This is a genomic window from Pedobacter sp. AK013 (assembly GCF_014205835.1).
Classification (GTDB): Bacteria; Bacteroidota; Bacteroidia; order Sphingobacteriales; family Sphingobacteriaceae; genus Pedobacter.
The window spans coordinates 109921-125313 of the sequence record NZ_JACHCQ010000003.1 but is presented as its reverse complement, the minus strand read 5'-3'; the positions used below and the strand labels follow the sequence as shown (position 1 = coordinate 125313).

Annotated in this window: 13 protein-coding genes; 2 read left to right on the top strand and 11 right to left on the bottom strand. The window is 35.9% G+C overall.

Annotated features, from left to right (window positions below):
- Positions 1-97: 97 nt before the first annotated feature.
- Positions 98-442 (top strand): hypothetical protein, encoded by a 345-nt coding sequence (locus HDC90_RS03110; protein ID WP_184463802.1) that lies wholly within the window; start codon positions 98-100, stop codon positions 440-442.
- A 73-nt stretch (positions 443-515) separates the two neighbouring features.
- Here HDC90_RS03110 and HDC90_RS03105 read toward each other — a convergent pair whose 3' ends face one another.
- The 6 genes from HDC90_RS03105 to rpmB form a co-directional block, all read right to left on the bottom strand.
- The gene (locus tag HDC90_RS03105) at positions 516-1016 is read right to left on the bottom strand and encodes a hypothetical protein (protein ID WP_184463800.1); all 501 of its coding nucleotides are present in this window, start codon (positions 1014-1016) and stop codon (positions 516-518) included.
- Between the two features lie 225 nt (positions 1017-1241).
- Complete coding sequence (gene rimO, locus HDC90_RS03100) at positions 1242-2573, bottom strand: 30S ribosomal protein S12 methylthiotransferase RimO (protein ID WP_184463798.1); 1332 nt, start codon at positions 2571-2573, stop codon at positions 1242-1244.
- A gap of 120 nt (positions 2574-2693) precedes the next feature.
- The gene (gene ftsY / locus HDC90_RS03095) at positions 2694-3656 is read right to left on the bottom strand and encodes a signal recognition particle-docking protein FtsY (RefSeq protein ID WP_184463796.1); all 963 of its coding nucleotides are present in this window, start codon (positions 3654-3656) and stop codon (positions 2694-2696) included.
- Between the two features lie 83 nt (positions 3657-3739).
- Positions 3740-3895: a DUF4295 domain-containing protein gene (locus tag HDC90_RS03090; RefSeq protein ID WP_010599808.1), complete on the bottom strand. Its 156-nt coding sequence runs from the start codon at positions 3893-3895 to the stop codon at positions 3740-3742.
- Between the two features lie 97 nt (positions 3896-3992).
- The gene (gene rpmG, locus HDC90_RS03085; RefSeq protein WP_010599807.1) at positions 3993-4175 is read right to left on the bottom strand and encodes a 50S ribosomal protein L33; all 183 of its coding nucleotides are present in this window, start codon (positions 4173-4175) and stop codon (positions 3993-3995) included.
- A gap of 44 nt (positions 4176-4219) precedes the next feature.
- Entirely contained in the window at positions 4220-4453 is a 234-nt protein-coding gene (rpmB, locus tag HDC90_RS03080; RefSeq protein WP_025145121.1) for a 50S ribosomal protein L28, read from the bottom strand.
- Positions 4454-4742: 289 nt separating this feature from the next.
- Between rpmB and acs the strand changes: the two genes are divergently transcribed.
- On the top strand, positions 4743-6638 hold the full coding sequence (gene acs, locus HDC90_RS03075) for an acetate--CoA ligase (RefSeq protein ID WP_184463794.1): 1896 nt from the start codon (positions 4743-4745) through the stop codon (positions 6636-6638).
- Between the two features lie 77 nt (positions 6639-6715).
- On the opposite strand, the gene HDC90_RS03070 is transcribed toward acs, so the two are convergent.
- The 5 genes from HDC90_RS03070 to HDC90_RS03050 all read right to left on the bottom strand — a co-directional run bounded on the left by HDC90_RS03070 (position 6716) and on the right by HDC90_RS03050 (position 15214).
- On the bottom strand, positions 6716-7870 hold the full coding sequence (locus HDC90_RS03070) for a S41 family peptidase (protein WP_184463792.1): 1155 nt from the start codon (positions 7868-7870) through the stop codon (positions 6716-6718).
- Positions 7857-8588: an outer membrane beta-barrel protein gene (locus HDC90_RS03065; RefSeq protein ID WP_255497456.1), complete on the bottom strand. Its 732-nt coding sequence runs from the start codon at positions 8586-8588 to the stop codon at positions 7857-7859. Before HDC90_RS03065 ends, HDC90_RS03070 begins: the two co-directional genes overlap by 14 nt.
- Before the next feature lie 121 nt (positions 8589-8709).
- Entirely contained in the window at positions 8710-10281 is a 1572-nt protein-coding gene (locus tag HDC90_RS03060) for a hypothetical protein (protein WP_184463788.1), read from the bottom strand.
- A gap of 439 nt (positions 10282-10720) precedes the next feature.
- Positions 10721-12100, bottom strand: a complete 1380-nt coding sequence (locus tag HDC90_RS03055) for a RagB/SusD family nutrient uptake outer membrane protein (RefSeq protein WP_184463786.1) — start codon at positions 12098-12100, stop codon at positions 10721-10723.
- An 18-nt stretch (positions 12101-12118) separates the two neighbouring features.
- On the bottom strand, positions 12119-15214 hold the full coding sequence (locus HDC90_RS03050; RefSeq protein ID WP_184463784.1) for a TonB-dependent receptor: 3096 nt from the start codon (positions 15212-15214) through the stop codon (positions 12119-12121).
- Positions 15215-15393: the final 179 nt, after the last annotated feature.

Below are 15393 nucleotides of genomic sequence, written 5' to 3'. Positions count from 1 at the left end.
TAGGAAATAATATTTTGAAATTTTATCTTTATTAGTGTAACAGAAATAAAACAAATCTTATAATTAACTGTTATTCTCTAAACAAAATATAGCTGTCATGAAAAAGAAATTTGTAATGGGTTTATTAGCGCTGGCCTTAGTTGGGGGCGCTGCTCTTAGTGTAAATGCACAAGAAAAGAAAAAAAGCGAAGTTGGTAAGGCATTAGACCATACCGGAAAAGCAATTAGTAAAGGTGCCAAATCGGTTGGTAATAAAACTGCTGAAGTAGCGGTAAAGGGCAGTTCGAAAATTGCAGATAAAACCTGGAAAGGTAAAATGGCACCAGATGGTTCTGATGTTTATATCAATGCAAAAAATGAAAAATATTATGTAAACTCGAAAGGTGCTAAAATTTGGTTAAAACCAAGCCAGATTAAAAACAGGCCTGCATCTAAAAAATAACATTAAAAAATCCCGATGAGCTTTACTCACCCGGATTTTTTGTATAAATCAGTTATACCTGCAGCACCACACTTTAAATTTTTAAGGTATAGATGCTATTAAGGTACTGACTGTTTGCATTGGGAAGTTCTTTAGAGGCATCGTTTTTATCGATCAGCAATTTTTCTACCGCCTGGTTATTTACCTTTAGATTAAGCTCATAAATTTTATCACCAAGCTTAAGATAAAAGGTATTATCAATGCTTTTCGCTTGTTGACCTATTTCAGAAGAAACCAGCTGATAATAATCCATTTTCAAATTATTTGTATAAGTAAAGGGCTGACGAATGTCAAAATTGATTTGTTTAATTACATGGTTGGCATCTTTAGAATAAAGCTGTATCTGGGTCTTGTCTAAAAAACCTGTAGTTTTAGGATTAAGAAGATCCACATCTGTACTATTTTTAATTACCAGCCCCAAGCTTGTGTCATAACTTATAGGTGAGCAGGCACATAGTCCGCCACCGTTAGGTATTTTTTTGCAACCTAAATTGGTGATGAAAATTAGTACGAGAACAAATAGAATTTTTTTCATGTAGTTTAAATTATTGAATAGTTATACTTTTAAGGAGGGTATGTTCCGTTTAATTGCAATTAACCATAATTGTTTAATCAATTTGATTTAGTGCTCCTATATATGGTTCTATTCTTTAAACGATGACGTGATGTTATTCGCTACAGCTAAAAGCGAATATCTTAATGTTTATAAAAACAAAAACCCCAAAAGCACAGCTTTTGGGGTTTCGTATTTGTATGTTTTTTAAATTATAGTTCCGTATAAATCGAAATCTTCGGCCCTGTCTATCTTCACATTAACAAAGCTCCCATTAGCAGCATAACCTGTAGCAGCATCAATTAACACTTCATTATCAACTTCAGGCGAATCGAACTCCGTTCTGCCTACAAAGAAATCACCTTCTTTTTTATCAACCAGTACTTTAAAGATTTTGCCTACTTTTTCCTGGTTAATATCAAATGAAATGCCTTGTTGTATTTCCATAATATCATCTACACGTTGTTGCTTCACGTCTTCAGGGATATCATCAACCAAAGTATGTGCGTGTGTTTTTTCTTCGTGCGAATAGGTAAAGCAGCCTAAACGATCGAATTTGGTTTCGGCAACCCATTCCTTCATTTCTTCAAAATCGCGTTCTGTTTCGCCTGGATATCCACATATTAGCGTGGTACGCATGGCAATGTTTGGTACCTTATCCCTAATCTGGTTAACTAAATCGATGGTTTTTTGTTTGGTTGTGCCACGGCGCATCGATTTTAGCATGTTATCGGTAATGTGCTGTAAAGGCATATCCAGATATTTGCAGATGTTGTCGCGTTCGTTCATGGCGTCTAAAATTTCCATCGGGAAACCGGAAGGGTAGGCATATTGCAAGCGGATCCATTCGATTCCAGGAACATCTGAAAGGCGACGCATCAACTCATCTAACTTACGCACGCCATAAAGGTCTAAACCGTAATAGGTAAGATCCTGAGCAATTAAAATTAGTTCTTTTGTGCCATTTTTGGCCAATATTTTGGCTTCGTTAACCAACTCTTCCATCGGCTTGCTCAAGTGCTTGCCACGCATTAAAGGGATGGCACAGAAAGAGCAAGGACGGTTACAACCTTCAGCAATTTTGAAATAAGCAAAATGAGAAGGAGTGGTTAGCAAGCGCTCACCGATAAGCTCGTGCTTGTAATTGGCGCCTAACTCATGTAATATATTCTGCAGGTCGTTAGTGCCAAAAAAAGCATCAACGTTGGTGATTTCTGATTCCAGTTCAGGTTTGTAGCGTTCAGATAAGCAACCCGTAACCACTACTTTACCAATTTTACCAGCTTCTTTTAGCTCACTGAACTGTAAGATGGTATCAATTGATTCTTGTTTAGCATTATCGATAAAACCGCAGGTATTGATTACAACGATATCATCTTTACCCATTTTGTCTGATTCGTGCACAACATTTAAGTTGTTGCCACGCAACTGCCCCATCAATACTTCCGAATCGTATATATTTTTTGAACAACCTAATGTAATTACATTAATTTTAGGCTGTTTAATCGCGCTTTTACTTCTTACTATTTTGGTATTCATCTTTTACACTTGATCTTTACTGTGTTAATATAGCCGTCACCCTGAATTTATTTCAGGGTCTTTTTTCTAAACAGATGCTGAAATAAATTCAGCATGACGATGGCATTAAAATAATCGAGCCTATTTAAACAGGCTATTTACAAACTCTTTCTTGTCAAAAAGCTGTAAGTCGCCAATTTTTTCACCTACGCCAATGTATTTAACTGGAATTTTAAATTGATCGGAAATGCCAATTACCACACCGCCTTTCGCTGTTCCATCTAATTTAGTAATGGCCAATGCATTAACATCAGTAGCTTCGGTAAACTGTTTGCACTGCTCAAAAGCGTTTTGTCCGGTTGAGGCATCTAATACCAGTAAAATTTCGTGTGGTGCGCCTGGTACTACCTTTTGCATCACCTGCTTAATTTTACCCAACTCGTTCATCAAGCCGATTTTGTTGTGTAAGCGCCCGGCAGTATCGATAATTACTACATCTTCATTATTGGCCACAGCAGACTGTAAGGTATCAAAGGCAACAGAAGCAGGATCAGAACCCATGGCCTGTGCCACAACGCGTACGCCAACGCGTTCGCCCCAAAGTTTAATCTGATCAACAGCTGCGGCTCTAAAGGTATCGGCAGCGCCTAATACTACTTTAAGTCCCGATTCTTTAAGTTTATGTGCCAGTTTTCCGATGGTAGTTGTTTTACCAACACCATTTACGCCAACCACCATAATTACGTAAGGTTTATGATCGCCATATTCGAACTGACGGAAATCGTTACTGTTGTTTTCAGATAACAGCAACTGGATTTCATCCCGCAGGATAAAATTTAACTCTGAGGTATTGAGGTATTTGTCTTTAGCAACACGTTCTTCAATACGTTTGATAATTTTTAATGTAGTGCTTACGCCTACATCAGAAGTAACTAAAACTTCTTCCAGATTATCGAGAACTTCATCATCAACAGAAGATTTTCCTGCTACGGCTTTGGTAATTTTATTAAAGAAACCGTCTTTAGTTTTCTCTAAACCTTTATCCAGCGCTTCCTGAGCTTCAGGTGCAGTTTCTTTCTTTTTGAAAAAATCGAATAAACCCATATCTAAAATTTGCAATAACAAAAAAAGCCCTTCCGGTTAAAACGGAACGGCCTTTAATATTTTTATATTAAAAAATATTAACCTTATTTAGATGCGATAGCATCTTTTACGTGGTCGTTGTGTACGATAAGTTCTTTGAATGAGTAAGCACCGGTTTTTGGTGATTTTACCATTGTAATTACTTTCGAATATTCTTTACCTGTACCTGTTTTAAGGGTTGCAACTACTTTCTTTGCCATGTTCTTATAATTTTAATTATTAGATTTGAGATATCAGACATTAGATTTAAGACTTGCAAATGCTTTAGTCTTTAAGCTTTGGTCTTTTATGCTAAACCTATTTAATTTCTTTATGTACGGTTACTTTTCTCAATACTGGATTGAATTTTTTCAATTCTAATCTTTCAGTAGTGTTTTTACGGTTTTTGGTAGAAATATATCTAGACATACCTGGCATGCCACTTTCTTTATGTTCAGTACATTCTAAAATAACCTGAACTCTGTTACCTTTTTTTGCCATTTTAATATAAATTGAAAACTGTTAATCTCAACAGTTAATGTTTTTTACAAAAATCCTTTTTTTACGAAACGGTTAATTGCTTCGCTAATGCCCACTTTATTGATGGTTTTAATCGCTGAAGTAGAAACTTTCAACGTAATCCAACGGTTTTCCTCAGGAATATAAAATTTCTGAAGTTGTAGGTTTGGGTAAAATTTGCGTTTGGTTTTAACGTTCGAGTGAGAAACGTTGTTACCTACCATTGCTTTTTTTCCTGTTAAATCACAAACTCTTGACATGACTTGTAAATATAGTTGTTAATATCGTCCGCTTAATTTTTTTAAGAGTGTGCAAATATCTGAATAATAATTGTAAACAGCAATAGTACAGCTAAATATTTTTGTAATTAATATTTATAGGCTGAAAAGGTTTGTAAACGCCAAATATTAAAATCTTCATATATTACATCTATTAAAAATAAATATTCCGGATCAAACGTTTGATATTCATTTTGATACGATTAGACTATTTTTCCTTATTATTATTTATTTAAATTAGCCCCACTAATCCAAAATATAAAAACAAGCAATGCAAATTACATCTTTTAAGCAATACGAAGAAGATTATAAGAAAAGCGTAGAAAACCCAGAGCAGTTTTGGGGCGAAGTGGCGCAAAACTTTCAATGGCGCAAACCTTGGTTCAAGGTATTATCCTGGAACTTTAACGAACCAAATATCAAGTGGTTCGAAGGCGCTAAACTTAATATTACCGAAAATTGTTTAGATCGGCACTTAGCTACCAATGGAGATAAACCTGCTATTGTTTGGGAACCTAATAATCCTGAAGAAGAAAGTGTTACTTATACTTATAAAATGTTGCACGAACGCGTTTGCCGTTTTGCCAACGTTTTAAAACGTAATGGTGCTAAAAAAGGCGACCGTATCTGTATTTATATGCCCATGGTGCCCGAACTGGCTATTGCTGTTTTGGCCTGTGCCAGAATTGGTGCCGTTCATTCGGTTATTTTTGGTGGGTTTTCTGCTAAATCTATTGCCGACAGGATTAACGATTCGCAATGTAAAGTAGTGATTACTGCCGATGGTTCTTATCGTGGCAATAAACAGATTCCTTTAAAAGATGTAATTGACGATGCCTTAATTGGTTGCCCAACGGTAGAAAAATGTATCGTGTTAACCCATATCCGTACACCTGTTTCGATGCTGAAAGGCAGGGATGTATGGTGGGAAGATGAGGTTAAACACGTAAATGATATCTGTGAAGCGGAAGAAATGGATGCGGAGGATATGCTCTTTATTCTGTATACTTCTGGCTCCACAGGAAAACCTAAAGGTGTTGTGCATACCTGCGGGGGGTATATGGTTTATGCAGGTTATACTTTTTCAAATGTGTTTAATTACCAGCCGGGTGAAGTTTATTTCTGTACGGCAGATATTGGCTGGATTACAGGTCACTCTTATATTGTTTATGGACCGCTTTCGCAAGGGGCAACATCTGTATTGTTCGAAGGAATTCCAACTTACCCAAGCCCATCTCGTTTTTGGGATATTGTAGAAAAACATCAAGTAAATACCTTATACACCGCGCCTACAGCCATCCGTTCTTTAATGAGTTATGGCGACGACCCACTCAACGGAAAAGATTTAAGCACGATCCGCGTTTTAGGCTCAGTAGGGGAGCCGATTAACGAAGAGGCCTGGCATTGGTTTGATGAAAAAATCGGGCACGGTAAAGCGCCTATTGTGGATACCTGGTGGCAAACAGAGACCGGAGGGATTATGATTTCGCCTATTGCTACGGTAACCCCAACCAAACCTAGTTTTGCTACATTACCTTTACCAGGAATTCAGCCAATTTTAGTTGATGAAAACGGGAATGAAATTGAAGGAAATGGGGTAATGGGTAATCTCTGCATTAAATTTCCTTGGCCAGGCATGTTGCGCACTACTTATGGCGACCATGAGCGTTGCAAACAAACTTATTTCTCTACTTACGATAATTTATATTTTACCGGTGATGGCTGTTTACGGGATGAAGATGGATATTATAGAATTACCGGCCGTGTGGATGACGTATTAAATGTTTCGGGACACAGGATTGGTACTGCAGAAGTAGAAAATGCCATTAACATGCATGCTGGTGTGGTAGAAAGCGCTGTGGTGGGCTACCCTCATGATGTAAAAGGGCAGGGGATTTATGCTTTTGTTATTTATCCGGACATGCATGGCGAGGCAGATTTATCTAAAAAAGATATATTGCAGACCGTTACCCGCGTAATTGGGGCTATTGCAAAGCCTGATAAGATATTATTTGTTTCTGGTCTACCAAAAACACGTTCAGGCAAAATTATGCGCAGAATTCTGCGTAAAATTGCCGAAGGAGAAACCGGTAACCTAGGGGATACGTCTACACTGCTTGATCCGGGAGTAGTAGAAGAGATTATTGAAGCAGCTAAAAAACTTTAGCTGAACAATTAGTATTCAGTTTATATTAGCAGATAAACATATAAAACACCTGTGCAAAACAGAGGTATTTTATATGTTTATTTCATAAATATATCTATGGCTTTTTGTAATTGGGAATCGATGCCTGCCTGATAAGAGGGTAGGCTAAATGCTGCGCTGATGTCCGGTGGAAAACCAATTTCTTCATAACTTTTATTATCTAAATATTTAAATTCTCCAGAAGCCATGGTAACATTCATAAAGTCATGGATTATAAAACTACCATAGTTATAAATGTTATTATGAGCAATCGGGCCAGTGGCTCCCCAAGTTCTTTCTCCAACAATAATTCCATTTGGTAATGTGTGAATAACCATTGCAAAAGTTTCAGATAAGGAGGCTGAGTAATTATCTACCAAGACAACTATTGGATATTGAAATTTTTTAGATGTACTCTGCGGACTTACGGTTGTATTTATCCAAGGAGTATAATCTAAGCGATTATTGCCATTTTTATATCTTACGAAGCCAAAATGAACTGGTTTGTCAATGATTTTTCCAATTAGATAATTAAGGTCAACAATATCGCCGCCATTGTTACCCCTAAAGTCAAATATTAATCCCTTAATATCTGTAGATTCATTCAAATAAAAATCTAGTTTGTTTAATAGTGATGTTGTGTTTGGATCTTTTGATTGAATCGTTCTTAATAGTGCAAATTGATTACAAGCAAAATATAAGATGCGCTTATTTATAGTTCCTAGCCTTGTAAAGAGTAGTTTAGATGTATTGTTTTCGCTATAAAAGTAACTGGAAGATAGATAAGCCGTGTCTAAATATTTTGTTACTAGATTGGTGAAGTCATATTTATTGTGTATTTTTTTAAATGAAATGTTTCTAGTATATGCAGGATAGATACTTGAGTCTTTTAATATTTGCTTTTGAAAAGAAATACTATAATGTGAATCAGTGAGTTTGGCGGTTAGATTTTTAAAATATAAAACTGAACTTTTAATGTCGTTTTCATTATTAATGTCAAGTTTATTGAATAAAGGCTTATAGGTACTGTATAAACTATCCCAATTGGTTTTATCGATATCCCAATAAACATAGTTAATATTCATTTCTCTCCAGAAAGTTTCATAAATTTCATTAAAACTTTTAGGGTCTTTATTAAGCGATTGTTCTTTTTTACAACTAATTGCTGTTGTTGTAATCAAGCAGTAAACAATAAGCCATCTACTTATCTTCATGATGCTTTAACTTTTTAGAATATGCAATTTGAAGGGTGATTGACTGATTACTTCGCATTTCTTGATTTAACATATAAGTGTTCTGTTGGCTAATAATCGATTTAGTAATGAAAGCGTTTACGCTTAAGGTCGTATTTCGGATATAAAAACGCTCTCGGAAGCCCAGATTAATTGCAATATCATATCTCCTGTCCTTTTTTTTGTCAAAAGCATATTTTTCATTAAAATAGATTAGATTATAATATTCAGTATTTTCAAAAGAAGTAAAACTGCTAAAAATATCAGGAAGATACCCTCTTGTGTTGGATTTAATCCAATAGCCAATAGTGGCACCTACAGTTAAATACGTTGTTGTTTTTTTGCCTTTAAGTATTTTAGTATCCAAATTTATAGGTAACTGCAAATATTTATTAGTAGTTGTTTCTTCAATATATTGGTTATCAACCGATCTTCTTTGGTAGTTTTTTTCGCTTATTCCTGGTTCGAGTATTAAATCAAATGATTTATTTAAGCAGAATCTTGAATGAAAAAATATGGAGTATCCTAGTTTAGGGATCGTTCGCACGTTTTTATTACTTTCATTCTGAATGATTAAGGTATTCATATTAAAACCTCCCCCAATTCCCAATTCTTGTTGAGCAAAGGAATGACCACATGTTACAAGGCAAACAAATATGATTAAACTGAATTTATTGAATAGTAAACAAATATTATACATTGTTATCCCTTTTTGGATATTAATTAGCTTGTTATAATATATTAAATATTTGATTATTATTCTCTTGGCTTATTGCCAGTTGCAATAACTGCAACTGGCAAATATATATTGCTATATTTATTTAATTTTCGACTGCATAGAAGGTTTTAACGTATAAGAATTTAGCTGCTGGATTACCATTGGGGGTGACATGAAAGGAGATTCTTACGGCCAGTTTACCTTTTGGAAACTGGGTTTTAGTACGTCCATGTATATTGGCACTTACCGAGTAAAAAGAAGTATAAACTTTCTTCTCACCAATCGTTTCGAAAGTTCCATTAAAACCAGCTTCGTATTGCCCACCGACCTCTGGATTGTTAGGAATCAATACAATTTCATTTTTAAAATCCGAAATGGAAACACCATCTGCGCTAGTATTGACTACAGCATTATTCCAAATTGGATTAATAGAAGAGCTATTGAGTATATATTCAACCTGATTATCATAATATCCATTGAGGCGATCGCTAATATTAACAGGATAAGATATATAGGTTGCATTAACATTGGGTGTATTAGCTAAATAAAATAGTCCCATAGGTTCATTATAATATGGTACGTACCCTATTGCTGATTGGCTATTAATCGTTCCTGGTATACCTAATCCCAAGCCTGGATTAGGCCATAAGGCACCATTTTGCGTACTATTTCCTGTTAGGGTAATTTTTGTATTGGTTGTTAAGGAAACTGATTGATTTGTACCTCCAGTTTTACCCCCGAAAATGCCACTAAAGAAACCTTTAACAATATCAGATAAGCCACTTGTTAAAGCACTACTTGATGCATTAAAAATAGCCGCAGGTAATCCAAGTTTATTCCCTTCCCCTGGATTGGTAGTACTCTGTCCTTTATTAGCAGTAAAAAAAGATGCTCCAACTGCATCCAGTGTCCCCGTTAGGATTTTTGATAATGAAAAAGGAGAACTCCCTTGAGAAGTGATTGAACCTTTAATTTCACCTTCAGCCGTCCCTCCAAGAGAAATTGTGCTTACATTAGTCCAATTGATAGTTGCATTTACACCGATTTGTTGAAAGGTACTGGTTTGGATATTGTTGTCATAGGCTATCTCATATTGCGTAGCATACCAAGATCCTGATGCAATTTGAGTTGGTTCTATTTTTGAAGATATTTTAACATTACTGTCAATATTAACATTAACAATGTCTTGACCAGCATAATTTAACATGTTGGAGTTAATATTATTTGGACCAAGGTTTAATCCTGTTGTTAGATAATCAGAATTTTGAAAACCATTTGTTGTAACGTAAATATAAATTCTCAATAATGCTCTGTATTTGTTGTAAAGGACAAAAAAAGGATTGCTTGGCAAAGGTTTAGTAGGATCAAATGTATTATATAGTAATTTCCATCCGTCAGCTGGCAAATAATCATATTGAATGTCGGAAGTAAACCCCCTTACCGAGCCATTTGCCCAAGGCACTAAAATTGTTGGCGAACCCGAGGGAGTTGGCATATAATCTACCGTAGACCAGTCGAAGTACGGTGTGGGTATTCCATTTTTATTAAAATCATTGTTTTTCGACGAAATAACGCTTGGTTCCTGAGTTTTTTTACAGGCCGAGATTAAAGAAATGATTAGGAAAGCGAAAAGCGTTTTCTTTAATAAGGCTGTTAAGTTAGAATTTAATTTCATGGGTAGATTTTTTGATTGTTAATAGATTAGTTTTTGCATTACAATATAAGTTTAATGTTCTACTTTTTGAATTGATTATGATACTTATTTGTATCTTTTTAGATACTTTTTAATCTTCTTATTAAGTGCTTGATTTCATATATAGCACTCGGTTTTAATAAGAAATAGTAATCTAAAGAAATGCAAATCTTTAGTTCCGGTATAAACTGATGAAATAAAAGTGCGAAACATCCTATTCTAACATGAAAATATTAGACTGAGGTAGAGTAAGCTAATACGGCTTGTAGATGAGTACTGGTTAGAAAAGGCTGTATCAATTTGCTGATACAGCCTGTCTTTTTTGTTGTTTTATTTGTAGCCCCATTACAGGAGCATTTTCGAATATTTAATTTCCTGAGGCTCAATTTTTATTTTTGAGAAGCCCCACAATTAATCTTTTCTAATAACCTGGATTTTGAACTAAGTTTTTGTTGGCATCAATTTCCCTTTGTGGAATCGGAAATATCAATCTGTTAGCATTCCAAGGTATGCTACCAATATTGGTTTGAGTTCTTTTCGCATCGTGCAGTGAAAAACCTTCAAAGGCAAATTCAAGTGTTCTTTCGTTAAGAATGTCTGATAAGGTAGCTGTAGTTGTTGTTAAGCCAGCTCTATTTCTAACCTTAGCTAGGTCTTGTAAAGGTGTTACGCCCCCAATAGGAGGGGCCGGAGCCAAGCGGACATTACATTCTGCCCTGATTAAATACATTTCTGCAAAGCGCATTATAGAAATATTTCCATAAGAATTGCCATACTTAGATGTGAACAGCGCGCCGTCATCATAAAAAGCATTTTTTCTATCGTCAGCTGCCTCATAAGTATTATTAATCCAATCTTCAGAAATAGAGGCATCACCCCTTCCTCCAAAAGTTGATGAACCATAAAATTCGTTATAACCATTAAAACCAGTTAAGGTGGTAACCTGCATAGCGAACACATCTTCTGTTGTGTTTGGACCAGGTTGCCCCGATTTTCCAGCTTCTGGCATTTTTGGGAAAGCATCTATAAATGCATTAGTTAAAGTGTACTTGTTTGAAGCAATTACTCTATTTGCAGCAGCAGCAGCGGCTGCGTAATTACCCATTTGTAAATATACCCTGGCAAGCATACCAGCTGCTGAGAATTTGGTAGCAAAAAAACCATTTGTTTCTGGTAATTTTGCCTCTGCTTCTGTTAGATCAGCAATGACTTGAGAATAAACGGCAGCAACAGTCGCCCTACTTACATAGCTTTCGTTTGTAATCGCTTTTGTTGGGGTAAGCACAATAGGTACACCAAGATTTGTTGTTGGGCTACCATCGTTATATGCTTTGCTAAACAATTTTACTAAATCAAAATACGCAGCCCCTCTTATAAATTTAGCTTCTCCTTCTACTCTGCTCTTTTTTGCTGCATCAACTTTATCTATAGCTGAAATTACATTGTTTGCATCATTAATAGCAGTATATCCAGCTGCCCAAACGTTATCAACAAAGGCGTTTGTTTTTAAAATCTGTTTATTAACGGTTTGTGTAAGCTCCTCATATGTTCCACCCCATTCAATTGCATTTGTATTTGCTAAAAAATCTGCTAATAAAAATGGTCTTCCACCGTAAAAATTTCTACTTCCTAACTCTGAGTAAGCACCTACAAGTGCAACCTCTACATCTTTTGATGTGAGTAAGGCCTTGCTTTGTTCCACTGTATCAACAGGATTGATTTCTAATGCTTTCTTACATGCGGATACCGTAATAAAAAGCATGGCTAAAAACATTAAATTATATATATATATCTTTTTCATAATGATTCCTTTTTTGAATTATAAACCAATGTTGATGCCGAATGAAATTACCCTTGGTTGAGGGGCTGAATAGAAATCAACTCCTTGGTTAATGTTGGTAGATTGGAAATCGGCATTAACCTCGGGGTCCCAACCTTTATAACCTGTAATTGTAGCTAAATTTTGAGCTGTGGCGAAGAGTCTTAATTTGCTCAATTTAATCTTGCTTAGAATTTCAGGGGTAAATGTATAGCCTAATGTTAAGGTTTTTAAACGCAAATATTTGCCATCTGATATATATCTTGTAGAGTTACCTACACCATTTCCCAATCCCAATCTGGGCTCTGGAACCTGTGTAATATCGCCAGGTTTATCCCAGTAATTTATCTGATCAGCGGTTTGGTTGTCGTAGCCATTTGATGCATTGGCGCTCATATATTGTCCTCCAGAATTATAGATCTTATTTCCACTAACGCCTTGAAAGAATATGCTTAAATCAAAGTTTTTAAAGGAGAAACTATTATTAATGCCAAAAACATATTTTGGGTTAGGGTTACCAGCAAAAATTCTTTGTGCATCGTTGATATTATTCGTTGTGCTTCTGTCGAGGTTGCCATTTGCATCAACTGTGTTTCGATAATAAATCGCATCTCCATTAGCTGGATTTACTCCTGCATATTCTGGTAAATAGAAAACACCAATTGGTTGCCCAGCAATAGCTGCGTTAATTTCATTGGTATTCAAAATCTGTCCACCTAAATCGGTAATTTTGTTGTTGTTGATGGCAGCAGTTAAAGCTGTTGACCATTTAAATGCCCCAACAAAATTCTCTGTATTAATACCTAACTCATAACCCGTATTTTCCAATTTACCTAAGTTTTGCGTTTTGATAGAAAAACCAGTAGTTTGTGGAATTGGAACCTCCAACAATAACTCCGTTGTTTTTTTCTGATAGTAATCGAAAGTACCTGTAATTCTATTCTTTAAAAAGCCGAAGTCTAAGCCAATATCCAATTGTTTAGTTTTTTCCCATGTTAAATCTGGGTTAGCTATCTGGGTCGGGATTTGGCCAGCAGCGCCACCATAGGCTCCTGTACCGCTAAACAGGCCGCGAGCGCGGTAATTCCCAATTTCTGCATTTCCAGTTAGGCCGTAACTCAATCTTAATTTTAACAGGCTAATGGTTTCAGATGATTTTAAAAAATCTTCTTCTGAAGCAATCCAAGCTAATGACCCTGCAGGGAAGTAGCCATATTTATTGTTTGTGCCAAAACGGGATGAACCATCTGCCCTCACGCTAAAACCAATTAAATAGCGGTTATTATACTTATAATTGGCTCGAAAGAAATAAGATAAAAAGCTGAATGCATTTTCGTTACTGGTAGCTTTAACTTTAGTAGCTGCGCTTCCTAATTTTATATAGGCATCGCTAGGAAAATCCTGCCCCTCTATTGAGCTATATTTAGTGGTTGATTTTTGATAACTTGTACCTATAACAGCGTCAAATACACTCTTTTCGCCAAAAGTAGCATTATAACTAAAAAAATTATTGGTGTTTGTATTGATTACAAAAGTTGAAATATTTTCTCCATCACCATTATTTGTACCTGTATTTTTAAAGGTTAAAGAGCCGTAATAACTTTCCTCATTTTGGTTAAGGTTATCAACAGAAAAATCGGTGCTAAATTTTAAGCCTTTTGCAATATTGATATTCGCAAATGCTTTACCAATTGTGCGGTAAACCGTTGCTTTATATGAGGCGTTTTCTATGCCAATAAACGGATTATAATAAAGCGGGTAATTAGAGGCAGCACCTGGCAAGGTTCCACTTATTAAGCCCGATCTTGGATCTATAAAAGGTGTAATTGGTGATAGGGCTACAGCCTGTAAAGGACTGGAAAATGCATTATCATTTGATAGCCTGTTATTAATACTGTTGGAGAAATTTAGATTCACTCCAACTTCAAGAAAATCAGTCACCTTGTTGGTCAGGTTTAATCTTCCGCTATAGCGCTTGTAGCTATTGCCAACAATGATACCATCTTGATTTAATGCTTGTCCACCAATATAGAACTTAGTTTTTTCGTTACCACCAGTTAGATTTAAATCATATTGTTGAGTAATCGGAGAACTTTGAAAAGCTTCTCTTTCCCAGTTTGTATTTACTTTATATGTTTTATAATCATCATTTCCAGCAGAATATCTATTCAATCTGCCTTCAACAATGGAACTATAATCATCTAAAGCTTCTTGTAGGGTTGCATAGTCGGTAGTGTTTTCAAAATCGTATTTTGCCCTGCCAACTCCTGCTCTCCTTAAAATTTGAACATACTGTTCGGAATTAAGAAATTCTCTGTGATTAGATGGAGAACTGATTCCTCCTAATGCACTAAAAGTAATGGCAGTTTTGCCGACCTTACCTTGTTTTGTTGTAATTAAAACTACCCCGTTCGAAGCCCTTGCCCCATAAATTGCCGAAGCAGAGGCATCTTTTAGAACTTCGATTGATTCGATATCATTGGTGTTTAAATCTGCCAAAGCACTGGTTGGCGCAGTAGTGCTTGAAAAGTCGCCAGAAGTGATTGGGATTCCATCCACGACATAAAGCGGTTCGCTGCCGGCTGTTACCGATGCGGCTCCCCTTACCCTTACCGTTATACCTTGCCCTAGTTTTCCATTTTGTGCTGCAATCTGTACACCTGCCGCTTTACCCTGTAAAGCCTGTTCAAAACTTGTTACCGGTAGATTTTCAAGGTCTTTAGATTTAACAGAGGCTACAGACCCCGTTACATCACGCTTGTTCTGCGTGCCGTAACCCACTACCACCACATCAGATAGGGTATTATTTTCTTCATCGAGGCTTACATTAATGGTTTGCCCTGTAATAGGCACTTCTTTGGTTTTATAGCCGATAAAGCTAAAAATAAGTGTTTTAGCATCATCCGAAACGGTTAATTTAAAGGCGCCCGAGGCATCGCTCTGTGTGCCGTTAGCTGGTGAGCCTTTTACAAATACGCTAACGCCAGGAATTGGTCCCGAGGTTGACGTCACTTTTCCGGTAATTACTTTGCCTTGTGCGAAAGCAAACGTAATTACACTAAGTGATAAAATCATACTTAAGAGCAGTTTTTTCATCAAATTGGTAGTTTAATTAGTAATGTTTAATTGTGAGTAGAAATAATACGCATAATATAATTAAAATATATATAAAATCTTCAGGAATAAAGTGAGATAAGCTAAATTTTTTAAGTAAAGGGCTAAAAAAACGAAACAAAAAGGAGATAAGATTGTTAATTTACGCACAGGGCATCATG